At 71.7% G+C, this 19,611-nt stretch carries 13 protein-coding genes; 6 read left to right on the top strand and 7 right to left on the bottom strand.

Going from position 1 to position 19,611, the window contains the following annotated elements; all coding sequences use genetic code 11:
* Nucleotides 1-18: 18 nt before the first annotated feature.
* The 5 genes from ACFY5B_RS11075 to ACFY5B_RS11055 form a co-directional block, all read right to left on the bottom strand.
* Nucleotides 19-687: a hypothetical protein gene (locus ACFY5B_RS11075; protein ID WP_389967655.1), complete on the bottom strand. Its 669-nt coding sequence runs from the start codon at nt 685-687 to the stop codon at nt 19-21.
* Nucleotides 688-906: 219 nt separating this feature from the next.
* Complete coding sequence (locus tag ACFY5B_RS11070; protein ID WP_389967653.1) at nt 907-1,797, bottom strand: LysR family transcriptional regulator; 891 nt, start codon at nt 1,795-1,797, stop codon at nt 907-909.
* Between the two features lie 208 nt (nt 1,798-2,005).
* Nucleotides 2,006-3,742: an FUSC family protein gene (locus tag ACFY5B_RS11065; protein ID WP_389967651.1), complete on the bottom strand. Its 1,737-nt coding sequence runs from the start codon at nt 3,740-3,742 to the stop codon at nt 2,006-2,008.
* Nucleotides 3,743-3,827: 85 nt separating this feature from the next.
* Nucleotides 3,828-4,886 (bottom strand): AEC family transporter, encoded by a 1,059-nt coding sequence (locus ACFY5B_RS11060; RefSeq protein ID WP_389967649.1) that lies wholly within the window; start codon nt 4,884-4,886, stop codon nt 3,828-3,830.
* A gap of 129 nt (nt 4,887-5,015) precedes the next feature.
* On the bottom strand, nt 5,016-6,719 hold the full coding sequence (locus ACFY5B_RS11055; RefSeq protein WP_389967647.1) for an NAD-dependent malic enzyme: 1,704 nt from the start codon (nt 6,717-6,719) through the stop codon (nt 5,016-5,018).
* A gap of 1,246 nt (nt 6,720-7,965) precedes the next feature.
* On the opposite strand from ACFY5B_RS11055, the gene ACFY5B_RS11050 reads away from it, so the two are divergent.
* Nucleotides 7,966-8,502, top strand: coding sequence for a hypothetical protein (locus ACFY5B_RS11050; RefSeq protein ID WP_389967645.1), 537 nt, complete (start codon nt 7,966-7,968; stop codon nt 8,500-8,502).
* An 82-nt stretch (nt 8,503-8,584) separates the two neighbouring features.
* A complete protein-coding gene (locus ACFY5B_RS11045) occupies nt 8,585-12,904 on the top strand; it encodes a Tat pathway signal protein (RefSeq protein WP_389967643.1) in 4,320 nt (1,439 codons plus the stop codon).
* 9 nt (nt 12,905-12,913) lie between these two features.
* Here the strand turns inward: ACFY5B_RS11045 and ACFY5B_RS11040 are convergent, their stop codons facing one another.
* Complete coding sequence (locus ACFY5B_RS11040) at nt 12,914-13,525, bottom strand: SMI1/KNR4 family protein (protein WP_389967641.1); 612 nt, start codon at nt 13,523-13,525, stop codon at nt 12,914-12,916.
* Between the two features lie 210 nt (nt 13,526-13,735).
* Here ACFY5B_RS11040 and ACFY5B_RS11035 point away from each other — a divergent pair, with 210 nt between their 5' ends.
* The 4 genes from ACFY5B_RS11035 to ACFY5B_RS11020 all read left to right on the top strand — a co-directional run bounded on the left by ACFY5B_RS11035 (nt 13,736) and on the right by ACFY5B_RS11020 (nt 18,703).
* On the top strand, nt 13,736-15,565 hold the full coding sequence (locus ACFY5B_RS11035; protein ID WP_389967639.1) for a gamma-glutamyltransferase family protein: 1,830 nt from the start codon (nt 13,736-13,738) through the stop codon (nt 15,563-15,565).
* 196 nt (nt 15,566-15,761) lie between these two features.
* Entirely contained in the window at nt 15,762-16,607 is an 846-nt protein-coding gene (locus ACFY5B_RS11030; RefSeq protein ID WP_389967637.1) for an inositol monophosphatase family protein, read from the top strand.
* A 180-nt stretch (nt 16,608-16,787) separates the two neighbouring features.
* Nucleotides 16,788-18,197, top strand: coding sequence for a phytoene desaturase family protein (locus ACFY5B_RS11025; protein ID WP_389967635.1), 1,410 nt, complete (start codon nt 16,788-16,790; stop codon nt 18,195-18,197).
* Complete coding sequence (locus ACFY5B_RS11020) at nt 18,194-18,703, top strand: O-acetyl-ADP-ribose deacetylase (RefSeq protein ID WP_389967633.1); 510 nt, start codon at nt 18,194-18,196, stop codon at nt 18,701-18,703. The genes ACFY5B_RS11025 and ACFY5B_RS11020 overlap by 4 nt, the downstream gene beginning before the upstream one ends.
* A 38-nt stretch (nt 18,704-18,741) precedes the next feature.
* On the opposite strand, the gene ACFY5B_RS11015 is transcribed toward ACFY5B_RS11020, so the two are convergent.
* A complete protein-coding gene (locus tag ACFY5B_RS11015; protein WP_361937715.1) occupies nt 18,742-19,575 on the bottom strand; it encodes a class II glutamine amidotransferase in 834 nt (277 codons plus the stop codon).
* Nucleotides 19,576-19,611 lie beyond the last annotated feature (36 nt).

Genomic DNA, 19,611 nt, shown 5'->3' with positions numbered 1-19,611 from the left:
GGCGCGCTGGAGGGCGTTTCAGCCCTTGTCGCTCTCCAGCGCGGCCACGGCTTCCTTCGCGGCCTTGATCGCGCCCTTGTTGATCGTGTCCGTGCTGGGCGCCTTCTTCGACTCGAAGTCACTGCCGTTGTAGGTGATCGTCACCAGCGCGTTGGAGGCGCGGGCGAACACGACGCCCTCGCGGGTCTCCTGCTTGTCCTCGGCCGTGAGGTTCACGACGGAGTACGCGCGGTCCCCCAGACCGGGTACCGCCCCGCCGCCGCTCTGCTTCTCGGTATGCGCCTCGTACGACTTCTGCGCGGCCTCGTCCGACTCCATGATCTCGTAGGACACGTCGAGCCAGCGGTAGTCGTAGCCCTTGAGCGCGTTCCAGGAGCAGGTGCGGCGCAGCTCCGAGTCCGTGGACGGGATCTCCTTGCCGGCCGTTTTGGCGCCCGGCACCAGCGCCTCGATGGTCTTCTTCGCGACGGCCTCGCACGGAGCCGGCGCGGCCGAGTACGCCTTCGGCACCGTCGACGTCGACGGGGCGGACTCCGAGCGGGTCTCGGTCTTCTCTTCGGCCGGCTTGTGCTCGGCGGCCTGCGGCGCGGCGAGCGGACCGGACGACAGCGCCCAGCCCACCGCGGCGAGCACCACCACCGGTGACAGACGGGCGGTCAGGGCCAGAGGCAGAGGTAGGGAACGCACGGCGCCCTTCAGGTGGGGACGGACGGTGCGGAACGGGTCCGCACGGCGGACGGGACGACAGTGTCACATGCGTCCCTGTGCTGCGGAAGTGCGGCCTCCCCCACATGTTCTGTGCAACACCGTGCGTGTCGGCGCCGTCGCGCTGCGCCCGGCGTGACCTGCCGAAGTCGCCCGGACAAGGCCGGACATGCCCGAACTTCCCGCGACAGGAAGGGACATTCATTCCACGGTCGACGCCCGCAGCGCGTGGTCGAGGAAGCGCCGGGTGATCGGCGGCACGGCGCGGGAGCTCAGCCAGGCGATGCCGATGTCCCGGGCGCCCCGTACGTCGGTGATCTCCAGGTAACGGATGGGGGACTCGGAGGCCGTCGTGACGTCCGGCGACGACGGGATCAGGGACACCCCGAGACCCGCGGCGACCAGACCTCGCAGGGTCTCCACTTCCTCGCCCTCGAAGGCGATGACCGGCGCGAAGCCGGCCTCGCGGCACAGCCCCGCGGTGATGTCACGCAGCCCGTATCCCTGTTTGAGCAGGATGAACCGCTCCTCGGCCACCTCGGCCAGGCGGATCCGGCGGCGCTTGGCCAGCCGGTGCCGGGACGGGACGGCCAGCCGCAGCGGCTCCACCAGCAGGCGCCGCCACGTGATGAGGGGGTGGCCGGGATCGCTGCTGGTGATGACCAGATCCGCGGTCGTGTCGAGGAGGTGCCGGGTCAGGCCGATCTCGCCGTCCTGGTGCAGCTCGAACTGCGCCTGCGGGAAGGTCCGCCGGAAGTCGGTGACGAGCTGGGGGACCAGCCAGGTGCCCAGGGTGTGCAGGAAGGCGAGCGACACCACGCCCGAGTCGGGGTGGACCATCTCGGCCACGGCCCTGCGGCCCCGGTCGTAGTTGTCGAGCACCCCGTCGACGTACTCCTTGAACACCCGGCCCGCCGGGGTGAGGCGCAGCACGCGCCCGACGCGCTGCAGGAGTTCGGCGCCGACCTCGTCCTCCAGCCGGGCCAGGGCCCGGGACAGGGCGGGCTGGGTGACACCGGCGTCCGTCGCGGCGTCGGTCACCGTCGTCCCCTCCGCGACGGACTGGAACGAACGCAGCACCTGTAGATCCATGGTGCCATTCTCCCCCGTCATGGGTCGCCGATGACCCAGGCGACGGCTGCATGGGTCACACCCACGCGCCGGGCCGGGAAACGACAACCGGGCGGAGCCGGCAACCCGGCGGAAACGACAACCGGGCGGGAGCCGACAACCGGGCCGGGGCATGCTGCCGGACCGGGATCCGGTGATGGGCCGGGATCGGCTGCCGGGCCGGTGCCCGCTACCGGACCGGGCTCGCCGCACCCGCGACCACGTGTCCCGTCACCTGGTCGCAGAGCTGTTCGGCCGCCGTGATCGCGCTCTCCCAGTCGGGCAGCGGACGCCCGCGGCGGGCCGGTTCCCGCCGGGCGTGAGCGACCGTGCGGCGCGCCTCGGCCAGCTGGTGGTAGGCGGCACGGCGCAGCGACTGCCGCTGGACCGGGCCCGCTTCCGGCGCGGCGTCGCGGTAGCGCCGGGCGGCGGCGACGGCGGCCTCGGTCTGTGCCTCGGCGCGGTGGGCTGCGGAGTCCGGCCACACCGCGAAGTGCGCGACGAGCACCAGCACGGACGCCAGCGCCGTGTCCACCACCCGCGTGCCGTACAACGGGCGATGGTCGCCCAGCAGGTCGAGCAGCACGAACACGACGGCGGTCAGGCCCAGCGTGGCGAGCGCGTAGTGGTGCCGCACGCCGATGGCCATGAGCGCGCCGAACACGGCCACGACACCCACCACGGCGTACGTGCCGGTGGCCGCCGCGGACACCGCCCCGATGGCGGCCACCCCGACGATCGTGCCGACGCACCGGTGCAGGGCCCGCGGGAACAGCGGCCCGAAGTCGGGCTTGTAGACGAAGGCCACCGTCATGGGCAGCCAGTAACCGCGAGGGCGGTGCAGCACTTCCGCGAGCACATGGGCGGCGAGCACGCACCCGGCCAGCAGCAGGGCGTACCGCACCCGCGCCGCCCGTCCGGGCCCGTCGTCTGCCGGGAGGCGCAACTCCAGGTCGAAGCCCTCCGGTTCGGCGTCGACGGCGGTGACCAGTTCGGCCAGGGCGCGCCCGCCCGGTGAGTCGGACACCGGGGCCGGCAGCGCAGGGCGGTCCTCCGGGGTCGCGAGGTGCCCCGGCAGCAGGCGTCCGGCCAGGTGCCGCGGTACGCGGGCCAGGCCGGACGGCAGCGCACGGCCCTCCCACACCACGGCCGTCACGGCCTCGCCCAGGCGCACGGCGTAGTGGAACGCCCGGACCAGGTCCCCGGTTCCGGCCTGCCGCCGCCCGCGCGGGGCGAGATGGGCGGCCATCACCTCGTGGGCGTGGTTCAGGGCCAGTGTCATCCGCAGGCGGGCCTCCTCGGCGGCCTCGGTCCCCGCCGCGGCCAGGGCCTCGCCCGCGCTTTGGTACACGGCCAGCACGGCGGCCCGTTCGACGTGGTGCCGGCGCCACAGCCACGGCGCCGCGGACAGCACGAGGACGAGGGCGACACCGGCGAGCAGCGCCAGCGGCGGCTGCCACCACGGCCCCGGCACCGGGATGCCACTACCGATCGTGACGCCGAGCAGCAGATGCATGCCCGACACGGACGCGATCCGCCCGCGCAGTCCGACACCCCCCGCCACGAGCGCGGCCGCCACCAGGCACCCCGCCACCGCCGCGGCCTCCCCGCTGCGCAGGGCGACTTCACCGGCGAGCAGGCCGAGCGCACTGGACAGCCCGGTCCAGCCCAGCCGCAGCACCCGGACCCGGTACGGGTCGGAACCGTCCTGGCTCACCCCCCACAGAGCGCCGATGGCGGCGATCGCCGAGAGCACGAGCCACCCGGTGGCGAGCCCGACGAGCAGGGGCAGCGCGAGCGCGACGGCCCCCCGTGCCGCCGCGGCGTACGGCAGGGATCCGGGCAGGCGGCCGAGAACGGAGCGCGGCCACCACGACCGCGACGGGCGGCGCGGGCGGTCCGGTCGCGTGTCTGCGGCTGATGTCATGAGGCCGTGTCCTTTCGGGACGGTCGAGCGGAAGGCGGGTGCGGAGCGCGCGAGGCGTGGCCAGGCAGCGCTGCCCCGGCCGAGGTCAGCCGACCAGCTCGATGAGCAGGGGCAGGGTGACGAAGGAGAGGAGCAGGCTCAGGACGACGGCGGAGCCGATGGTCCGCACGTCCTCGGCCGAGCCGTGCCGGGCGGCGAACATCAGGGGGACGGGCGAGACGGGGAACGCGAGAATCAGCGCGGCCTGGGCGGCGACCGCCGCGGAGGTCAGCAGCAGCCCCGTCCCGTAGACGAGCAGGGGCAGGACGACCACGCTGGTGAGCGAGACCGCCCACACGGCGGGGGACAGCGCGGGCCGGCCGATGCGGGCGACGGAGACGCCGACGTAGACCAGGGCCGTCGCCGAGGCGGCGCCCGCGAGCAGGCTCAGCGCGGAATCGGCGATCTCCGGCACACCGACCCCCGCGACCGACAGCACCAGGCCCAGGACGGGCCCCCAGCAGAACGGCTCGCGCAGCGCGTGCCCGACGGTGCGCAGCACCGAGGGGCGAGGGCCGGGCGATCCGGTCTCGGTGGAGGCCGGCTCGGTGGCCGCCTCGGGCGCGCCCCCGCCCACGGTGGCCAGGGCGGGCCGCCGTGCGGGGGCCGCCGCCCCGGCGGTGACCGTCCGGCGCTCCGGATGTTCCGGCATGCCGAGGAGGATCAGGACGACCGGGTCGAGAACGACGTTGACGATGATGCCCGCGACGGCGATCGGCACGGCGGCCTCCGCGGTCCCGAACAGGCCCCCCAGGATCGACGTGCCCATGAAGGCGTACTGCGGCTGGACGCAGGCCAGCGCGAAGAGGGCCGCCCGCCTCAGCGGCCGGCGGGCCGCGAGGCGCAGCACGCCCAGCAGGACGGCGTACACGGCGAGAAACCCGAACGCCAGCAGGCCCACCAGGGGCAGTTGTTCGACCAGCACGTGCCGAGGCGTCTGCCAGATGCTCAGCAACAGGGCCGCGGGGAGGGCGAGTTGCATGGTCAACTCACGCAGCGCCTGGGCGCCGCCCGCGTCGAAGAGCGCCCGGCGGCCGGTGCCGTAGCCGACCAGGATGAGGAGGAAGACCGGCACCACGACGGTGAAGATCTCGGCGAAAGACATGACTGCGTCAATCCTTTGAAGCAAGGCGGGGGCGCGACCGTGCGGGCCGGTGACGGTAGGTCAGAGAGCCGAGAGCCTCCGGTCGGCGCCCCCTTGGGGGGTGGGGGAGCGATACCCGGGCGATGCCCGTCAGACGGCCTCGATCGGCGGGTACACCGGATGCCACATGGCCGCGCGGACGCGCTCCTCGATCGTGTCGTCGGCGCTCTCCCGGGCGACGCCTTCGGCGACCGCCGCGCGGGCCACGGCCACGGCCACCGCCACGGAGGTGTCGCGCAGCCGGTCGATCGGGGGCAGGATCGGCGCGCCCGGCGCCGCGGGGTCGGTCTGGTCGGCGATGGCGCGGGCCGCGGCCACCAGCATGCCGTCGGTGATCCGCTCGGCACGGGCGACGGCCGTGCCGAGACCCAGCCCGGGGAAGACCAGCGCGTTGTTGGCCTGCCCGATGTAGTGGGTGACGCCCTCCGTCTCCACCGGCTCGAAGGGACTGCCGGTGGCGATCAGGGCCCGGCCGCCGGTCCAGGCGAGCAGGTCGGCGGGGACGGCCTCGGCCAGCCGCGTGGGGTTGGACAGGGGCAGGATGACCGGACGGTCGGTGTGCGCGGCCATGGCGCGGACGATGTCCTCGGTGAAGGCGCCGCCCTGCCCCGAGGCGCCGATCAGGACGCTCGGGCGCACCCGCTCGACGACCTCGGCCAGCGGCACGCCGCCGAGGTTCTCGTCGTGCCGCCAGCCGGCGACCTCGGCGCGGCCCCGGGCGAAGGGCAGCTGGAAGTCCCGCAGCCCCTGCTGGCCCTCGGTCAGCAGTCCGTGGCGGTCCACGGCCCAGATGCGCTCCGCGGCCTCCCGCGGCGTCAGTCCGTCGGCGATCATCGCGTCGCGGAGCTGCTCGGCGATCCCGATGCCGGCGGTTCCGGCGCCGAAGAGCACCACCCGGTGGTCGCGCAGTGCGGCACCGCCGGCGCGCACGCCGGAGAGCACGGCGGCCAGATTGACGGCACCGGTGCCCTGGATGTCGTCGTTGAACGTGAGCGTCTTCTCGCGGTAGCGGTCCAGGATCCGGCGGGCGTTGGACGAGCCGAAGTCCTCCCAGTGCAGCAGGGCGTCGGGGAACAGCTTCGTGGCCGCGGCGACGTAGGCGTCGACGAACGCGTCGTAGCGGTCCCGGTCCACGCGCGGGTGCCGGTTGCCCAGGTACAGCGGGTCGTCCAGCAGCTCCTGCCGGTCGGTGCCGACGTCCAGCATCACCGCCAGGGTGCGGGCCGGGTCGACGCCCGCGGCGGCCGTGTAGACGGCGAGCTTTCCGACCGCGATGTCGATGCCGCCCACACCCCAGTCACCGATACCGAGGATCGCCTCGCCGTCCGTCGCCACGATCAGGTCGACGTCGTCGGCGCCCAGCCCGGAGGCGCGCAGGGAGCTCTCGATGGACTCGGGGTCGTCGACCGAGAGGTACACGCCGCGCGGGCGGCGGTACTCATAGCTGTAGCGCTCGATCGCCGTACCCACGGTCGGGGTGTAGACGATCGGCAGCATCTCGGCGAGATGGTCACCGAGGAGCCGGTGGAAGAGCACCTCGTTGCGGTCGCGCAGCGCCGTCAGGTAGACGTTCTTGGCGAGGTCGTCGGGCTGGGACCGGAACTGGGCATAGGCGCGGGCGGCCTGCTGGTCCTGTGTCAGGACCTGCGGCGGCACCAGACCGGTCAGCCCGAGCTCCTGCCGCTCCCGCCGGGTGAAGGCCGTACCCCGGTTCAGACGCGGACTGTTCAGGACGGCGTGTCCGCGCGCGCTCGTCCGGATGACACCGTCGACGGTGCTCCTCTCGGTGCCCATGATGACTCCTCACAAGGTCGGTACGGGGGGCTCGTTCCAGACTGTGACGCTGCGTGTCATGCGTCCAATGCCTGACATGACGGAGATCCATAACCTCAGGACATTCGAGCTTTGACCTGCGGTTTTTCAGGGCCGGGGAGCTGGCCGGGCCGCCGACTGTGATTGACGTCGCCCGGTGGGCAGCGAAGAAGAGGGAGTTCCGTACCCGACGGCTCCGGCCCCGGTCCGAGCCCCGAGGTCCCGGTGAGAGGTCAGATGTTCACCACCCACCCACCCTCCAGGCACCTTCGGCATGGAGGCCCCGGGGCCGGGTCGTTGACCTGGGCTTTTGTTGCCCATTGAGTCCCTGACCAGCCGCTCCCCATGCGGAGCAGTGGGGAGCGCCGGCGGAAGGCCACTCATCTGAGTCTCGGAGTTGGCCGGGGACAGCATCATTCATAGCTTCGTGCCCTGGGAAAACGAAGGCGCTGGGCTCACTGTGAGCGGGGTGTCGGCCCGTGCATGGTCCGGATCTTGGTCTTCAGCGAGTTGGTGGGCGGCACCCGGAGGGAGGTACCACGCGCGAGACGTCGATATGGGCGGTACGGCGCTGGAGGGGCTGTCACGCTCGGCGCGGGCGTTCGCGGAAACCGTGGCGGACTCCTGCCGGGCTCATCGTGCGCTTCCTCACGATTGATCCGCTTTTTCTGCAATACCTTGGAAAAATCATTAAGTGGGTTACGGAACCCGCGCACCGGCTCCATCGTCACGCACATGCAGGCGGACGGAGACAAAGGGGCCATTCGGGCCCCGCCGGAACGATGCTTGGCGCAGAGGGCTTTGATCTCTCTTGGTCATTCCGCGAATGCGTCTTGGCGGTTGCCGGAATCCGTCATGAGCACGGTCCGCCCCCCTGTTACGTTCTGCGTCGCCCGCGATCACAGCGCTTCCACAGGTGGCGCACGTCGGGCTGGGGGAGGGGATGCACTTGGCCCGAATTCAACCCGGTCGGAAGGTAGGTCTGCGATGACCGTCCGCAGGACAGCCGCGGCGACAGCCGTCGCTGCCGCCACCGCAGCCCTGGTCACTTCCTGCTCCGCCGGGAAACCCCGTCCCACGGCCGATGAGCCGCAGACGAGACCGGTCGCCAACCCCCTCTTCCGGCGTGGACAAGGGCACCTGGCCCGAGGCCTCACCCACCGCCGGTCCCGCCAAGGGGCTCCCCCTGCCCGTGAATTCCGCCCACAAGACTCTGAACGGCTGAGTGATGAGACACCCGCGCCCCCTCCTGGCCGGAGCCGCCGTAGCCGCGGCCATCATCGGCGCCATGGTCTACGGCGGCGTACGCGCCACACACGCCTCCGGTACCGAATCGCATGGCTCCGCCGCCGAATCGCAGGCATCGGACCACGGACCGCTGCCCACCACGCTTGTCACACCGCAGCCCGCCGGAACACGGGCGCCGAGTTCGTACGGCTACGGCAAGCCGGTGGCCCGCGCCGAACACGGCGAGGTCCTCGCCTACACCCCGCACCGGCTTCCGTACAAGCTGCTCCAAGTCCCGTTCACCATCACCAACAACGGCCCTGAAGCCGCCCTGTACAGCGTCTACTTCACCGTGGAGATCGGCGACGGCGCCGACATGGCGTCCTACCGGCAGGTCGTCACCAGCGGCGGCCTCGCGGCCCACCGCACCATGGCGACCCAGGCCACGATCGGGAACGTCGACAAGATGCCCGCAGGCGCGATCCGCGTCACGATCACCGACATACAGAAGAGGAGTCACAGTGACCTCCCTTCGTAGGGGTTCTCCCTGCGCGCGATCACAGCGAGTGAGAGCCCGACAAAGACGAAGAGTACTGACGCTTGTCGCCGCCACCGCCGCTGTGGCGGGGCTGATACAGGTCCAGCCCGCCGCCGCGAACCCCACCACCCCCCACGCCACGCCCACGTCGAAACCGGCGCCGACCCCTCCGAAGGGGGCCGTCAAGGCCCCGGACACCACCTTGGGCAAGGGCTGGAAAACCTCCGCCGATCGCGCGGTGACCACCGCCGCCGACAGCGACGGGCTGCACCTGCTCGTCGCGGACAGCAAGAACGCCTATGCCTGGAAGACCGTCACGGTACTGAGTGAGCCGCAGCTTCCGGCTGACACCTGGATCGGCAACAGCTGTGTCTTGGACGACCACCACGCGGCCGTCGTCTACGCTCCCCGCACCTTCACCAACAAGCCGGACCTGATGATGGGCGGCGCGTTCACGGCGATCGTGAACCTCGACGACGGCAGCGTCACCAAACTGCCGTTCACCGCGTCCCTCGCCTACTTCGACCCGACCTGCAACCCGGCCACGCACACCGCCGCCTTCACCGCCCTCCGCGACACCGAGACGCGCCTGGTCACGGTGGACACCAAGGGCGCCACCGTCGCCGACACCACGGCGAAGGGCGAGATCACCTCCGCCGTGCCCACCGGGGACGGGGTGATCGCGGCCGCCGGAAACCGGCTGGTCCACGTCGACCGCAAGGGCAGGACCTCCCGACTCGCCGCCACCGAGCACGCCCCGTACGGCATCCGGGTGGCCGCCGACGGCACGGTCACCTACATCGACCGCACCGGCGACACCGACGCCGACGTGCGGACCTACGCCCATGGCAGGAAGACGACCGTCGCGAGCGGCGAACTCACCGCGCTGAACCTGCGCCAGGGCACGGACGGCACGGTCTACCTCATCGGAAAGGCCGGCCACGGCAAGGACTTCGCGGCCAGCGGCATCAAACCCCTGAACGTCTCACCCGACGCGGAGGTCTCCACCCGCGGACGCCTGGCCGTCGACCCCGTCGTCTCCCCGGCGGTGCTCGCGGGCGTCGCCCACATCGAGGGCGCCGGCCGCGGCTTCGGCAAGACCACGACCAGGGAGCCCGCGGCCCGGACGACACCGGGCCGCGTCAGCCACGCCCTGACCATCACCGGCACCGTCCCGCGCACGGGCAGGCGCACGACACAGACGGCCGCCGCGCCCGGCACCACCGCGGGCAGCAGTACGTCGCCGGCGCTGACCGGCTCCTCGAAGCCGCAGATGTCGACGATGAGCATGCTGACCACCGCCGCCGACGACCCCAGGGCCAACGACCCGGTCGACACCGACGCCTGGTGTTCCGTGCCCCGCAACGACACCGCCACCCAGGCGCTTCAGCCCACCCCCAACCAGGTCGAGTGGGCCGTGGACATGGCCGTCCGCGGCGACCTGCGCTCCAACTACCTCACCCAGGGCGGCTGGCGCTCCCAGACCGGGCTCTCCACCATCGACCCGCAGGGCATGTTCCCCGCCCCCACGCTGAACACCAGCAGCGGCAACGGCCGTATCCCCGCACAGGTCGAACTGGGCATCCTCGCCCAGGAGTCCAACCTGTGGCAGGCCGAGTCCGGCGCCATCCCCGGCCAGATGGGCAGCCCGCTCGCGGCCGTCGACGGGTTCTACGGACACCAGACAGGCGGCACCCTCGCCGACTACTGGACGATCCACTGGGACAAGTCCGACTGCGGCTACGGCGTCGGCCAGGTCACCGACGGCATGCGCAAAGCCGCGTACGCGAAGACGGGCGAGACGTCCCTCCCGGCCGGCACGCAGCGCGCGATCGCCATCGACTACGCCACCAACATCGCCGCCTCGCTGTACATCCTCGCCGACAAGTGGAACGAGGTGCACGAGTCCGGCCAGACGATCACCGTGAACAACGACGACCCGGCCAGGCCCGAGAACTGGTTCGCCGCCGTGTGGAACTACAACCTCGGCTTCAACAAGAAGGCGGACGAGGGCACCAACGGCAACTGGGGACTCGGCTGGTACAACAACCCCGCCAACCCCGTCTATCCCGCCTCGCGGCTGAGCTTCATGAACACCGACGTGGACCCGCTCGCCGCCAAGGACGCCGCCCAGCCCCAGAAGTGGCCGTACGAGGAAAAGGTGATGGGCTGGGCCGCGTGGTCCATCGACACCGGCCACTCCTACGCCACCTCCGGCCGCCAGGACTGGCCCGGCGAGTCCGGCTTCTCCTCCGCCGGCTTCCGGCCCGCCTACTGGAACGGCGCCACCGGCCCCTACACGCTGCCGGGCAACGCGACGTACAACCGGGCGCACGTCTCGCCGCCGCTGGACACGTTCTGCAACGCGCAGAACAACTGCGACTCGGCCAACCCGCCCAACTGCTCCGACGCCGCCTGCTACACCCCGTACTGGTGGAACGCCTCCAACGCCACCTGGAAGTCCGACTGCGCCACGACCTGTGGCTTCGAGAACCTCAAGTACCAGACCCTGGTCAGCGAGCCCGGGCGCGGTTACCGCCTCCAGTACGGCACACCCGTCTGCTCCGGCGCGCCGTCCGGTGCGAAGGTGGTCGACTCCGACCCCGCGGGCGTCAACACCTGGAGCGCCTGCGGCTCCACCACGACAGACGGCTCGTTCCAGTTCACCTTCTACCCCGATCCGAACGCCACCGGCCCAGGCCTGGGCCAGTACGACGCCAAGGCGGACCTGCACCAGATCGGCGGCGGCTACCAGGGCCACTTCTGGTACACGCACGCCCGCGACACCGACCACCTGGGCGGCGCCGGGGGACGCATGACCATCCTCGGCGACTGGAAACTGAACTCGGCCATCTCCGGCAGCCAGGCCAAGGTCTACGTGCACGTCCCGGACACCGGCGCACAGGTCACCAACGCCTCCTACCAGGTCGTCACACCGTTCGGCACGGTGACCAAGACCGTCGACCAGAACGCCAACGAGTCCAACAAATGGGTCTCCCTGGGCGCCTACAACTTCAAGGACCAGGCGCCGGAGGTGCGACTGTCCAACTCCACACCGGACGGAGCCGCCGACAAGGACGTGGCCTACGACGCCGTCGCGTTCGTGCCCGGCGACTACAGCGGTATCCCCTCCGACCTGACCTTCCACGACCCCGACGTCAACGCCGCACAGCCCGCGGACATCACCACCCCCACCGACGTCGGCATGAGCGTCATCGCCGGAGGCGGGCCGGCCGGCCCGTCCGCCACCTCCGCCGCCTCCGTCAGCGCGGTCGTCGCGGAGCGGCCGGACAGCTTCGTCCCCTGGTGCAACGTCGAGCCCTTCAACCTCAATCAGCAGTGGGTCAACCGCACCGAGGCCTGCATCAAGAACCACGTCACCGTCGTCATCGTCGACGAGGACCAGAACATCCTCGGGACCATGGAGTTCGACGAGCAGGCGGAACTGAAGGCCTACGCGAACGAGGCGACCTCCAACGCCCTGCTGAAACTCGTCCCCACCGCCGCGACCGGTGTGGGGGCGACAGCGCCCGTCACCATCACCTCGGCCGCCGTCTGCTCCATCGACTGCACCACCACCAACCAGATCTGGAACACCTCAGCCACCTGGGACTGGGCGACCGGAGACCGGCACGTCGGGGAAGTGCAGACGGCCATGATCTGGGGGCAGTCCCTCTCGGAGGACCTCCTCGGCATGCAGTGGAAACTCGGAGCCATCGTCGCGGACGTCCCGTCGGAGACCCAAGCCGCCATCGGCACCGACCGGTACTCCGAACTGCGCTGCGACACCACCGTCACCACGACACCCGGCTGCGTCTTCGACTACTACAAGCCGACCTACTCCATGAACTCCCAGAAGTTCCCGGCCGCGGCGGCCCACGCCTGGCTGGTTCAACACCAACTGCCCGCCCACCTCGGGCTCAAGGGCCAGGGCCGGCCGCTGACCTACCTCGGCGACAGCGTGATGTCCCCGAGCGATCCGACGAAGAAGCAGAGCGACGTCAACAGGGCCCTCATGTGCCCGACCAACTGGGAGCGCAACCAGAGCGTCACGCTGTCACCGGAACTGTCCTCGCAGGGAACGGACACACCCAGCTGTGACGAGCTGGCCTTCGCCAAGAGCTACCAGAGTGGCGGCACGCCGACCTCGCTGGGCGGCACCAATCCCGTCGGCTCCGGTGACGACTGCCTTCAGACCTACGCGACGAAGGACGCCGACGGCCTGTGGCGGCTCCACGCCGACCTGCGCTACCCCCTTCCGACCTGGAACGAGGTCTGCGGACGCTCCAGCATGTCCAACAACCAGAACACCCAGTCCATGGCGCTGTTCCCGACGTTCCGCCGGAACTACCGGGTGATGGACAAGGACGACTACTGGCTCGACGTGGCCAAGCCGAACTGAGACACCCCGTCATTCCCTCCAGCGGAGTCTTCCCTCAGCGACGGTGAACCTCTCGTGGGCCATGACCGACCCCGGCGCCTGTCCGGTCTCCAGCAGATCGGACAGGGGCCGGAGGAAGTCGCCGAGGGACGGCAGGAAGGAGGTCGGACAGTCACCCTCGCTGAACCTCAGCAGAGGCGGCGGGCCGGATGGGTCCTGGGCGTCCAGAATGATCCCGTACGGCGCGTCGCTCTGCGCCATGACCGGAATCCACGGCGACTTCCAGTACTCGTCGTCCCCGATGTCGCGGGCGATGTACAGATACTCCGCGTGCCAGTGGGCGATTTCCTTGCAGCCGAGGAATCTCATACCGCCCGGGAAGACGACCGAGTCCCGGTGCGGCAGGAGGGCGGTCCCGCCGCCCGGAACGGGCTTCTCGGAATCCTTCGCGGTACTCCCGTTGTTCAAGCGGAGCCAGACCTCGAGAACGTCCGGGATGTCGAATCCCAGCGCCGCGTCGAGGCGCGCGATCTCCTCGTCCGAGGCTCCCGGACGAAGCGCCTCCGCGCTGGCCGGGGCGTTCCTTCGTAGCCAACCGACGATGCGCTCCCACGCGGAGGCGACTTCATCGACCTGCGACATATGGATGTCCTCTCTGTCCCTCGTCCAGCAGGAAGACTCTCACGGTCATCTGAGTCCGATCCCGGCCCAGCAGTATCGAGCCTCAACAGCCTGGCAAGGAAAGAGGGGGGAATGGGTCAACCTGGAGGAGAGGCCTCGCGCTCATTCTCCCCAGATTCTCCCCACGGTCCGTTCTGGGTCGACCGACACGCGTAAACACCGAGGTCAGATATGCAATTCACCACTCGCCCCACCCTGAGCGGCACCTTCGGCATGGTGTCCTCCACCCACTGGCTCGCCTCCCAGTCGGCGATGGCCGTCCTGGAGAGCGGCGGCAACGCCTACGACGCGGCCGTGGCGGGCGCGTTCGTGCTGCACGTCGTCGAGCCGCACCTCAACGGCCCGGCCGGCGAGGTGCCCATCCTGCTCGCCCCGGCCGGTGGCGAGGTGCGGGTGCTGTGCGGGCAGGGTGTCGCACCGGCGGGCGCGACCGTCGCGCACTACCAGGGCCTCGGCCTGGACCTCGTCCCCGGCACCGGGCCGCTCGCCGCCGCCGTGCCGGGCGCCTTCGACGCCTGGATGCTGCTGCTGCGCGACCACGGCACCAAGTCCCTCGACGACGTCCTGGCGTACGCCATCGGCTACGCCGAGCACGGACACGCGCCTGTCGAGCGGGTCGGCGAGACCGTCGAGACCGTGCGCGAGCTGTTCGAGACGAAGTGGGCCTCCTCGGCGGAGGTCTACCTCCCCGGCGGCAGAGCGCCGCGCCCCGGCGAGCTCTTCGCCAACCCCGCACTCGCCGCCACCTGGAAGCGCCTGCTCGCCGAGACCGCCGGCGCGGGCGACCGGGAGGCACGGATCGAGGCCGCCCGGCGGGTGTGGCGCACCGGCTTCATCGCCGACGCCCTCGTCCGCCAGGCCGGGCGCCCCACCAGGGACACCAGCGGCGAACGCCACACCGGCACCCTCACGGACGCAGACCTCGCCGCCTGGTCCGCGACCTACGAGAGGCCGGCCACGTACGACTGGAACGGCTGGACCGTGTGCAAACCGGGCCCCTGGAGCCAGGGCCCGGTCCTCCTTCAGCAGCTCGCCCTGCTTCCGCCCGACCTGCCCCCGTACGGCTCTGCCGACTACGTCCATCTCCTGGTGGAGAACTGCAAGCTCGCCATGGCCGACCGGGAGGCCTGGTACGGGGACGCCGCCGACGTGCCCCTCGACGACCTGCTGTCCGACGCGTACAACACCGCCCGCCGCGCCCTCGTCGGCGAGCGGGCCGAGAACGACCTGCGGCCCGGCAGCCCCGGCGGACGCACCCCGCGGCTGTGCGCGCACGCGCGCGTGGCGGCCGCCGCACAGGAAGGCTTCGACGCCTTGGGCGTCGGCGAACCGACCGTCGCCAAGAGCCCGGCGTCCCCCGTGCCGGGCGAGCCGGAGATCCTGGCCGACGGGACCACCCGTGGCGACACCTGCCACCTCGACGTCGTCGACCGCTGGGGCAACATGGTCTCGGCCACGCCGAGCGGCGGCTGGCTCCAGTCCAACCCCGTCGTACCCGAACTCGGCTTCCCGCTCGGCACCCGGCTCCAGATGACCTGGCTGGAGGAGGGGCTGCCCAACACCCTCACCCCCGGACGCCGCCCCCGCACCACCCTGACGCCCTCGATCGCCCTGCGCGACGGTGTGCCCGTCATGGCCTTCGGGACCCCTGGCGGGGACCAGCAGGACCAGTGGCAGCTGCACTTCTTCCTCGCGGTCGCGCTGCGCCCGCCCGTGCGCGGCGGCCTCGACCTCCAGGGCGCGATCGACGCCCCGAACTGGCACAACGACAGCTTCCCCGGCTCCTTCTACCCGCGCGGCATGCGCCCGGGCAGCGTGACCGTGGAGGCTCGCACCGACCCCGCCGTCGTCGAGGAGCTGCGGCGCCGCGGCCATGACGTGACCGTGGGTGGCCCCTGGTCGGAAGGCCGGCTGTGCGCGGTCGCGCGGGACCCGGAGACCGGCGTGCTGTCGGCGGCGGCGAACCCGCGCGGGATGCAGGGGTACGCGGTGGGCCGGTGATCCGGCCGGGATCCGCACCCGCGCGGGATGCAGGGGTGAGCGTGGGCCGGTGATCCGGCCGGGATCCGCGCCCGCGCGAGCCCGTGGCACGCATCGGCGTCCGTCCGCGCCCGGCCGCCCCCGCTGTTCATCGCGATGCCACCCCGAGTGCACCCGGCGGGCAGGGCTTGTCAGTGGCCCGTGTTGTCATGGAGGGGTGATCGACAGCAACGAAACCATCGAAGAGTTTCTCGCAGAGCACGCCTCCGACGTCGAAGAGGCGATCCGCAAGGCCGCCGCGGCCGAGATCCTGCCGCGCTGGCGCCGGCTCGCCGCGCACGAGGTCGACCAGAAGAGCGGCCCGCACGACCTGGTGACCGACGCCGACCGCAGGGCCGAGCTGCACCTGACCGAGGCCCTGCTCGCCCTGCTGCCCGGCTCGGTCGTGGTCGGCGAGGAGGCGGTGCACGCCAACCCCGCGTCGTACGAGGCGATACGCGACGACGTCCCGGTCTGGATCGTCGACCCGGTCGACGGCACACGCCAGTTCGTGCGCGGCGAGGCCGGGTTCTGCACCCTGGTCGCGCTCGCCCACCGCGGCACCCTGCTCGCGTCCTGGACGTACGCGCCCGTCCACGACCGGCTCGCCGTCGCCCAGCGGGGCAAGGGCGCCCACCTCGACGGGGAGCGGCTGTTCGCCGGAGTGCCGGAGCCCGGCCGGGACCTGCGCGTGGCCACCTCCCACCCCGACTACACGACGGACGAGCAGAAGGACGCCCTGCTCGGCCTGCGCGCCGACGGTGTGGCACCGCGCCCGTGCGGCTCCGCCGGACTGGAGTATCTCGCCATCGCGCGCGGCGAGTTGGACGCGGTGGCGTTCTCCTGGGAAGCGGCCTGGGACCACGCGGCCGGTCTGCTCCTGGTCGAGGAGGCGGGTGGGGCTCACCTCACCCTCGCGGCCGACCCGTTCCGCATCCAGGGCGGCAACGCCCTGCCCTTCACCGCCGCCCGCGACGCGGCCACGGCCCGCAGGGTGGTGGGCCTGCTGTCGGGAGAGGCCTGAGGACGGAAATCGTTGCGTGCCGCACACGGAGGGTTACGCACTGTGCGCATGTGAGGGCTTCCGCCGCCGTGAAGTGCCCTTCCGCAGCGGAAATCACCTGCGGCCGGTGACTGTCAGTCTCCGGGCATATCCTGATGCTCAGTGGCCGTCGGCTGACGAAGGGGTCCGAAGGTGCCGTCGATGCTCGATGTCGTCGTAGTGGGTGCGGGGCCGAACGGGCTGACCGCGGCCGTGGAGCTGGCCCGCCGCGGTTTCTCCGTCGCCGTCTTCGAGGCCCGGAGCACCGTGGGCGGCGGAGCCCGCACCGAGGAGCTCACCCTCCCCGGCTTCCGTCACGACCCGTGCTCGGCGGCCCACCCGCTCGCCATCAACTCACCGGCGTTCCGCGCCCTGCCGCTCGAGCGGTACGGCCTGGAGTGGCTGCACGCCGAACTGCCCATGGCGCATCCCTTCCCGGACGGCTCGGCGGCCGTCCTGGCCCGGACCGTCGGCGAGACGGCCGCCTCCTTCGGCCCGCGCGACGCCGGCGCGTACCGCAGGCTCGTCGAGCCCTTCCTGCCCAAATGGGACACCCTCGCCCGGGACTTCATGTCACTGCCGCTGACCGCCCTGCCCCGCGACCCGGTGACCCTCGCCCGCTTCGGCCTGGCCGGGCTGCCCCCGTCGACGCTGCTGATGCGCCGCTTCCGCGACGAGCCGGCCAAGGCTCTGTTCTCCGGGCTCGTCGCCCACGTCATGGCCCCGCTCGGCGGCTTCGCCACCGGCGCCATCGGCCTGGTCTTCGCCCTCGCGGCGCACGCCCGCGGCTGGCCCGTCGCCCGCGGCGGCTCCCAGTCCCTCTCCGACGCACTCGCCGCCTACCTGCGCGACCTCGGCGGCAGCGTCCACACGGACTACGAGGTCAAGCGTCTCGACGACCTGCCACCGGCCCGGGCGTACGTCTTCGACACCTCGCCCACCGCCCTGGCCCGCATCGCCGGCTTCGGCAACCACTACGGCGGATACCGCTACGGGCCGGGCGTCTTCAAGGTCGACTACGCGCTGGACGGCCCCGTGCCCTGGACCGCGAAGGAGGCCCGTGCCGCCGGCACGGTGCAGGTCGGCGCGAACAGCGCGGAGATCGGCGCGGCCCTGAACGCGGCCTCCCGGGAGGGCCGGGCACCCGACAAGCCGTTCCTGATCACGGTCCAGCCGAGTGTCGTCGATCCCACCCGGGCCCCGGCGGGCAAGCACGTCTTCTGGGCCTACGGTCACGTCCCGCACGGCTGGACCGGCGACCTCACCGATGCCATCGAGCGTCAACTGGAGCGCTTCGCGCCGGGATTCCGCGACCGCGTCCTGGCCCGTGCCACGGCGGGGCCGCCCGAACTCGCCGCCCGCAACGCCAACTACATCGGCGGGGACATCGCCTCCGGCGCGGTCTCCGGCCTCCAGCTCCTGCTGCGCCCGAGGCCCACGCTGTTCCCGTACCGCACCCCGCATCCGGCCGTCTTCATCTGCTCGTCGGCGACCCCGCCCGGCCCCGGCGTGCACGGCATGTCGGGGCACAACGCGGCGAAGGCCGTCTGGAAGCGACTGAGGCAGATATGACGGCCATCGAACTGGTCCAGGGCGACATCACCCGCGAGAGCGCCGACGCGATCGTCAACGCGGCCAACTCCTCCCTGCTGGGCGGGGGAGGGGTCGACGGGGCGATCCACCGTCGCGGCGGCCCCGCGATCCTTCAGGACTGCCGCAGGCTCCGCGCGGCGCACCTCGGCAAGGGCCTGCCCACCGGCCAGGCGGTCGCCACCACGGCAGGTGACCTGGACGCCCGCTGGGTCGTCCACACCGTCGGCCCGGTGTTCAGCACGACCGAGGACCGCTCCGGCCTGCTCGCCTCCTGCTACCGCGAGTCGCTCCGCGTCGCCGGTGAACTCGGCGCCCGCACGGTGGCGTTCCCCGCGATCTCCACCGGTGTCTACGGCTGGCCGATGGACGACGGAGCCCGCATCGCGGTCGAGACCGTCCGGGCGGCGGACACCACCGTCGAGGAGGTGAGGTTCGTCCTCTTCGACGAGCGGGCCTACGAGGCGTTCGCCGCGCGGCTGCGCTGAGCCGGGCGACGGCAGGCTCAGACGGGCGACGGCAGGGCTCAGACGGGCTCCGGCTCGAAGTGCTGCAGCAGGTCCCGCCCGGGCTGCACGACACCGTAGGTGCTCTCCGGTACGGCGTTCCACACGCCGGGGAGATCGCCCAGCGGCTCCGACACGACCAGCCGGGTCTCGTCGGAGACATGGTTCAGGAAACCGAGGTCGGGGTGGAGGGCACGCACGTCCTCCACCCGGCTGCTGTAGTACAGCGACCGTGACTTCCCCGCGCTGGAGTAGCGGAAGAACCACACCCGCTCGCCGTCGGTCACCGCGACCGTCATCTGCAGCGGCTGCGGCACCCCGTGCTCGCGGCCCAGCCGCTCGATCAGCCCCGTCATCCGGGCCACCGCGCCCGGTGGGTCCCCGTCCAGCCCCAGGGTGAGCGCCACGTGGAACATCACCTCGGAGTCCGTGGTGCCCTCCATCGACGCGAACAGCCCCGGGTCCACCGCCAGCGTGAGATCCCGGCGCAGTTCGCGGAAGCCGTCGATCGCCCCGTTGTGCATCCACATCCACCGCCCGTGGCGGAACGGATGGCAGTTCGTCTGCTGCACGGCCGATCCGGTGGAGGCGCGCACGTGCGCGAAGAACAGCGGCGAGCGGACGTGGTCGGCGATCTCACGCAGGTTGCGGTTGCTCCAGGCCGGGCCGGTGTCGCGGATGACGGCGGGGGTGCGCAGGTGCCACGCGTACCAGCCGACGCCGAAGCCGTCGCCGTTGGTGGTCTCGACCCCCATCCGCGCGTGCAGGCTCTGGTCGATCAGTGAGTGCTGCGGGCGGTAGAGGACGTCGTCGAGCAGCACGGGAGTGCCCGAGTAGGCGAGCCAGCGGCACATGGCCGTACCCCTGTTCCGAGCCGCCCGGGCCGGCCC

This window comes from Streptomyces sp. NPDC013187, from assembly GCF_042899705.1.
GTDB classification, from domain to species: domain Bacteria; phylum Actinomycetota; class Actinomycetes; order Streptomycetales; family Streptomycetaceae; genus Streptomyces; species Streptomyces hawaiiensis_A.
Note: the sequence above shows the minus strand (reverse complement) of the source record. Positions and strands in the feature narration are given on the sequence as shown.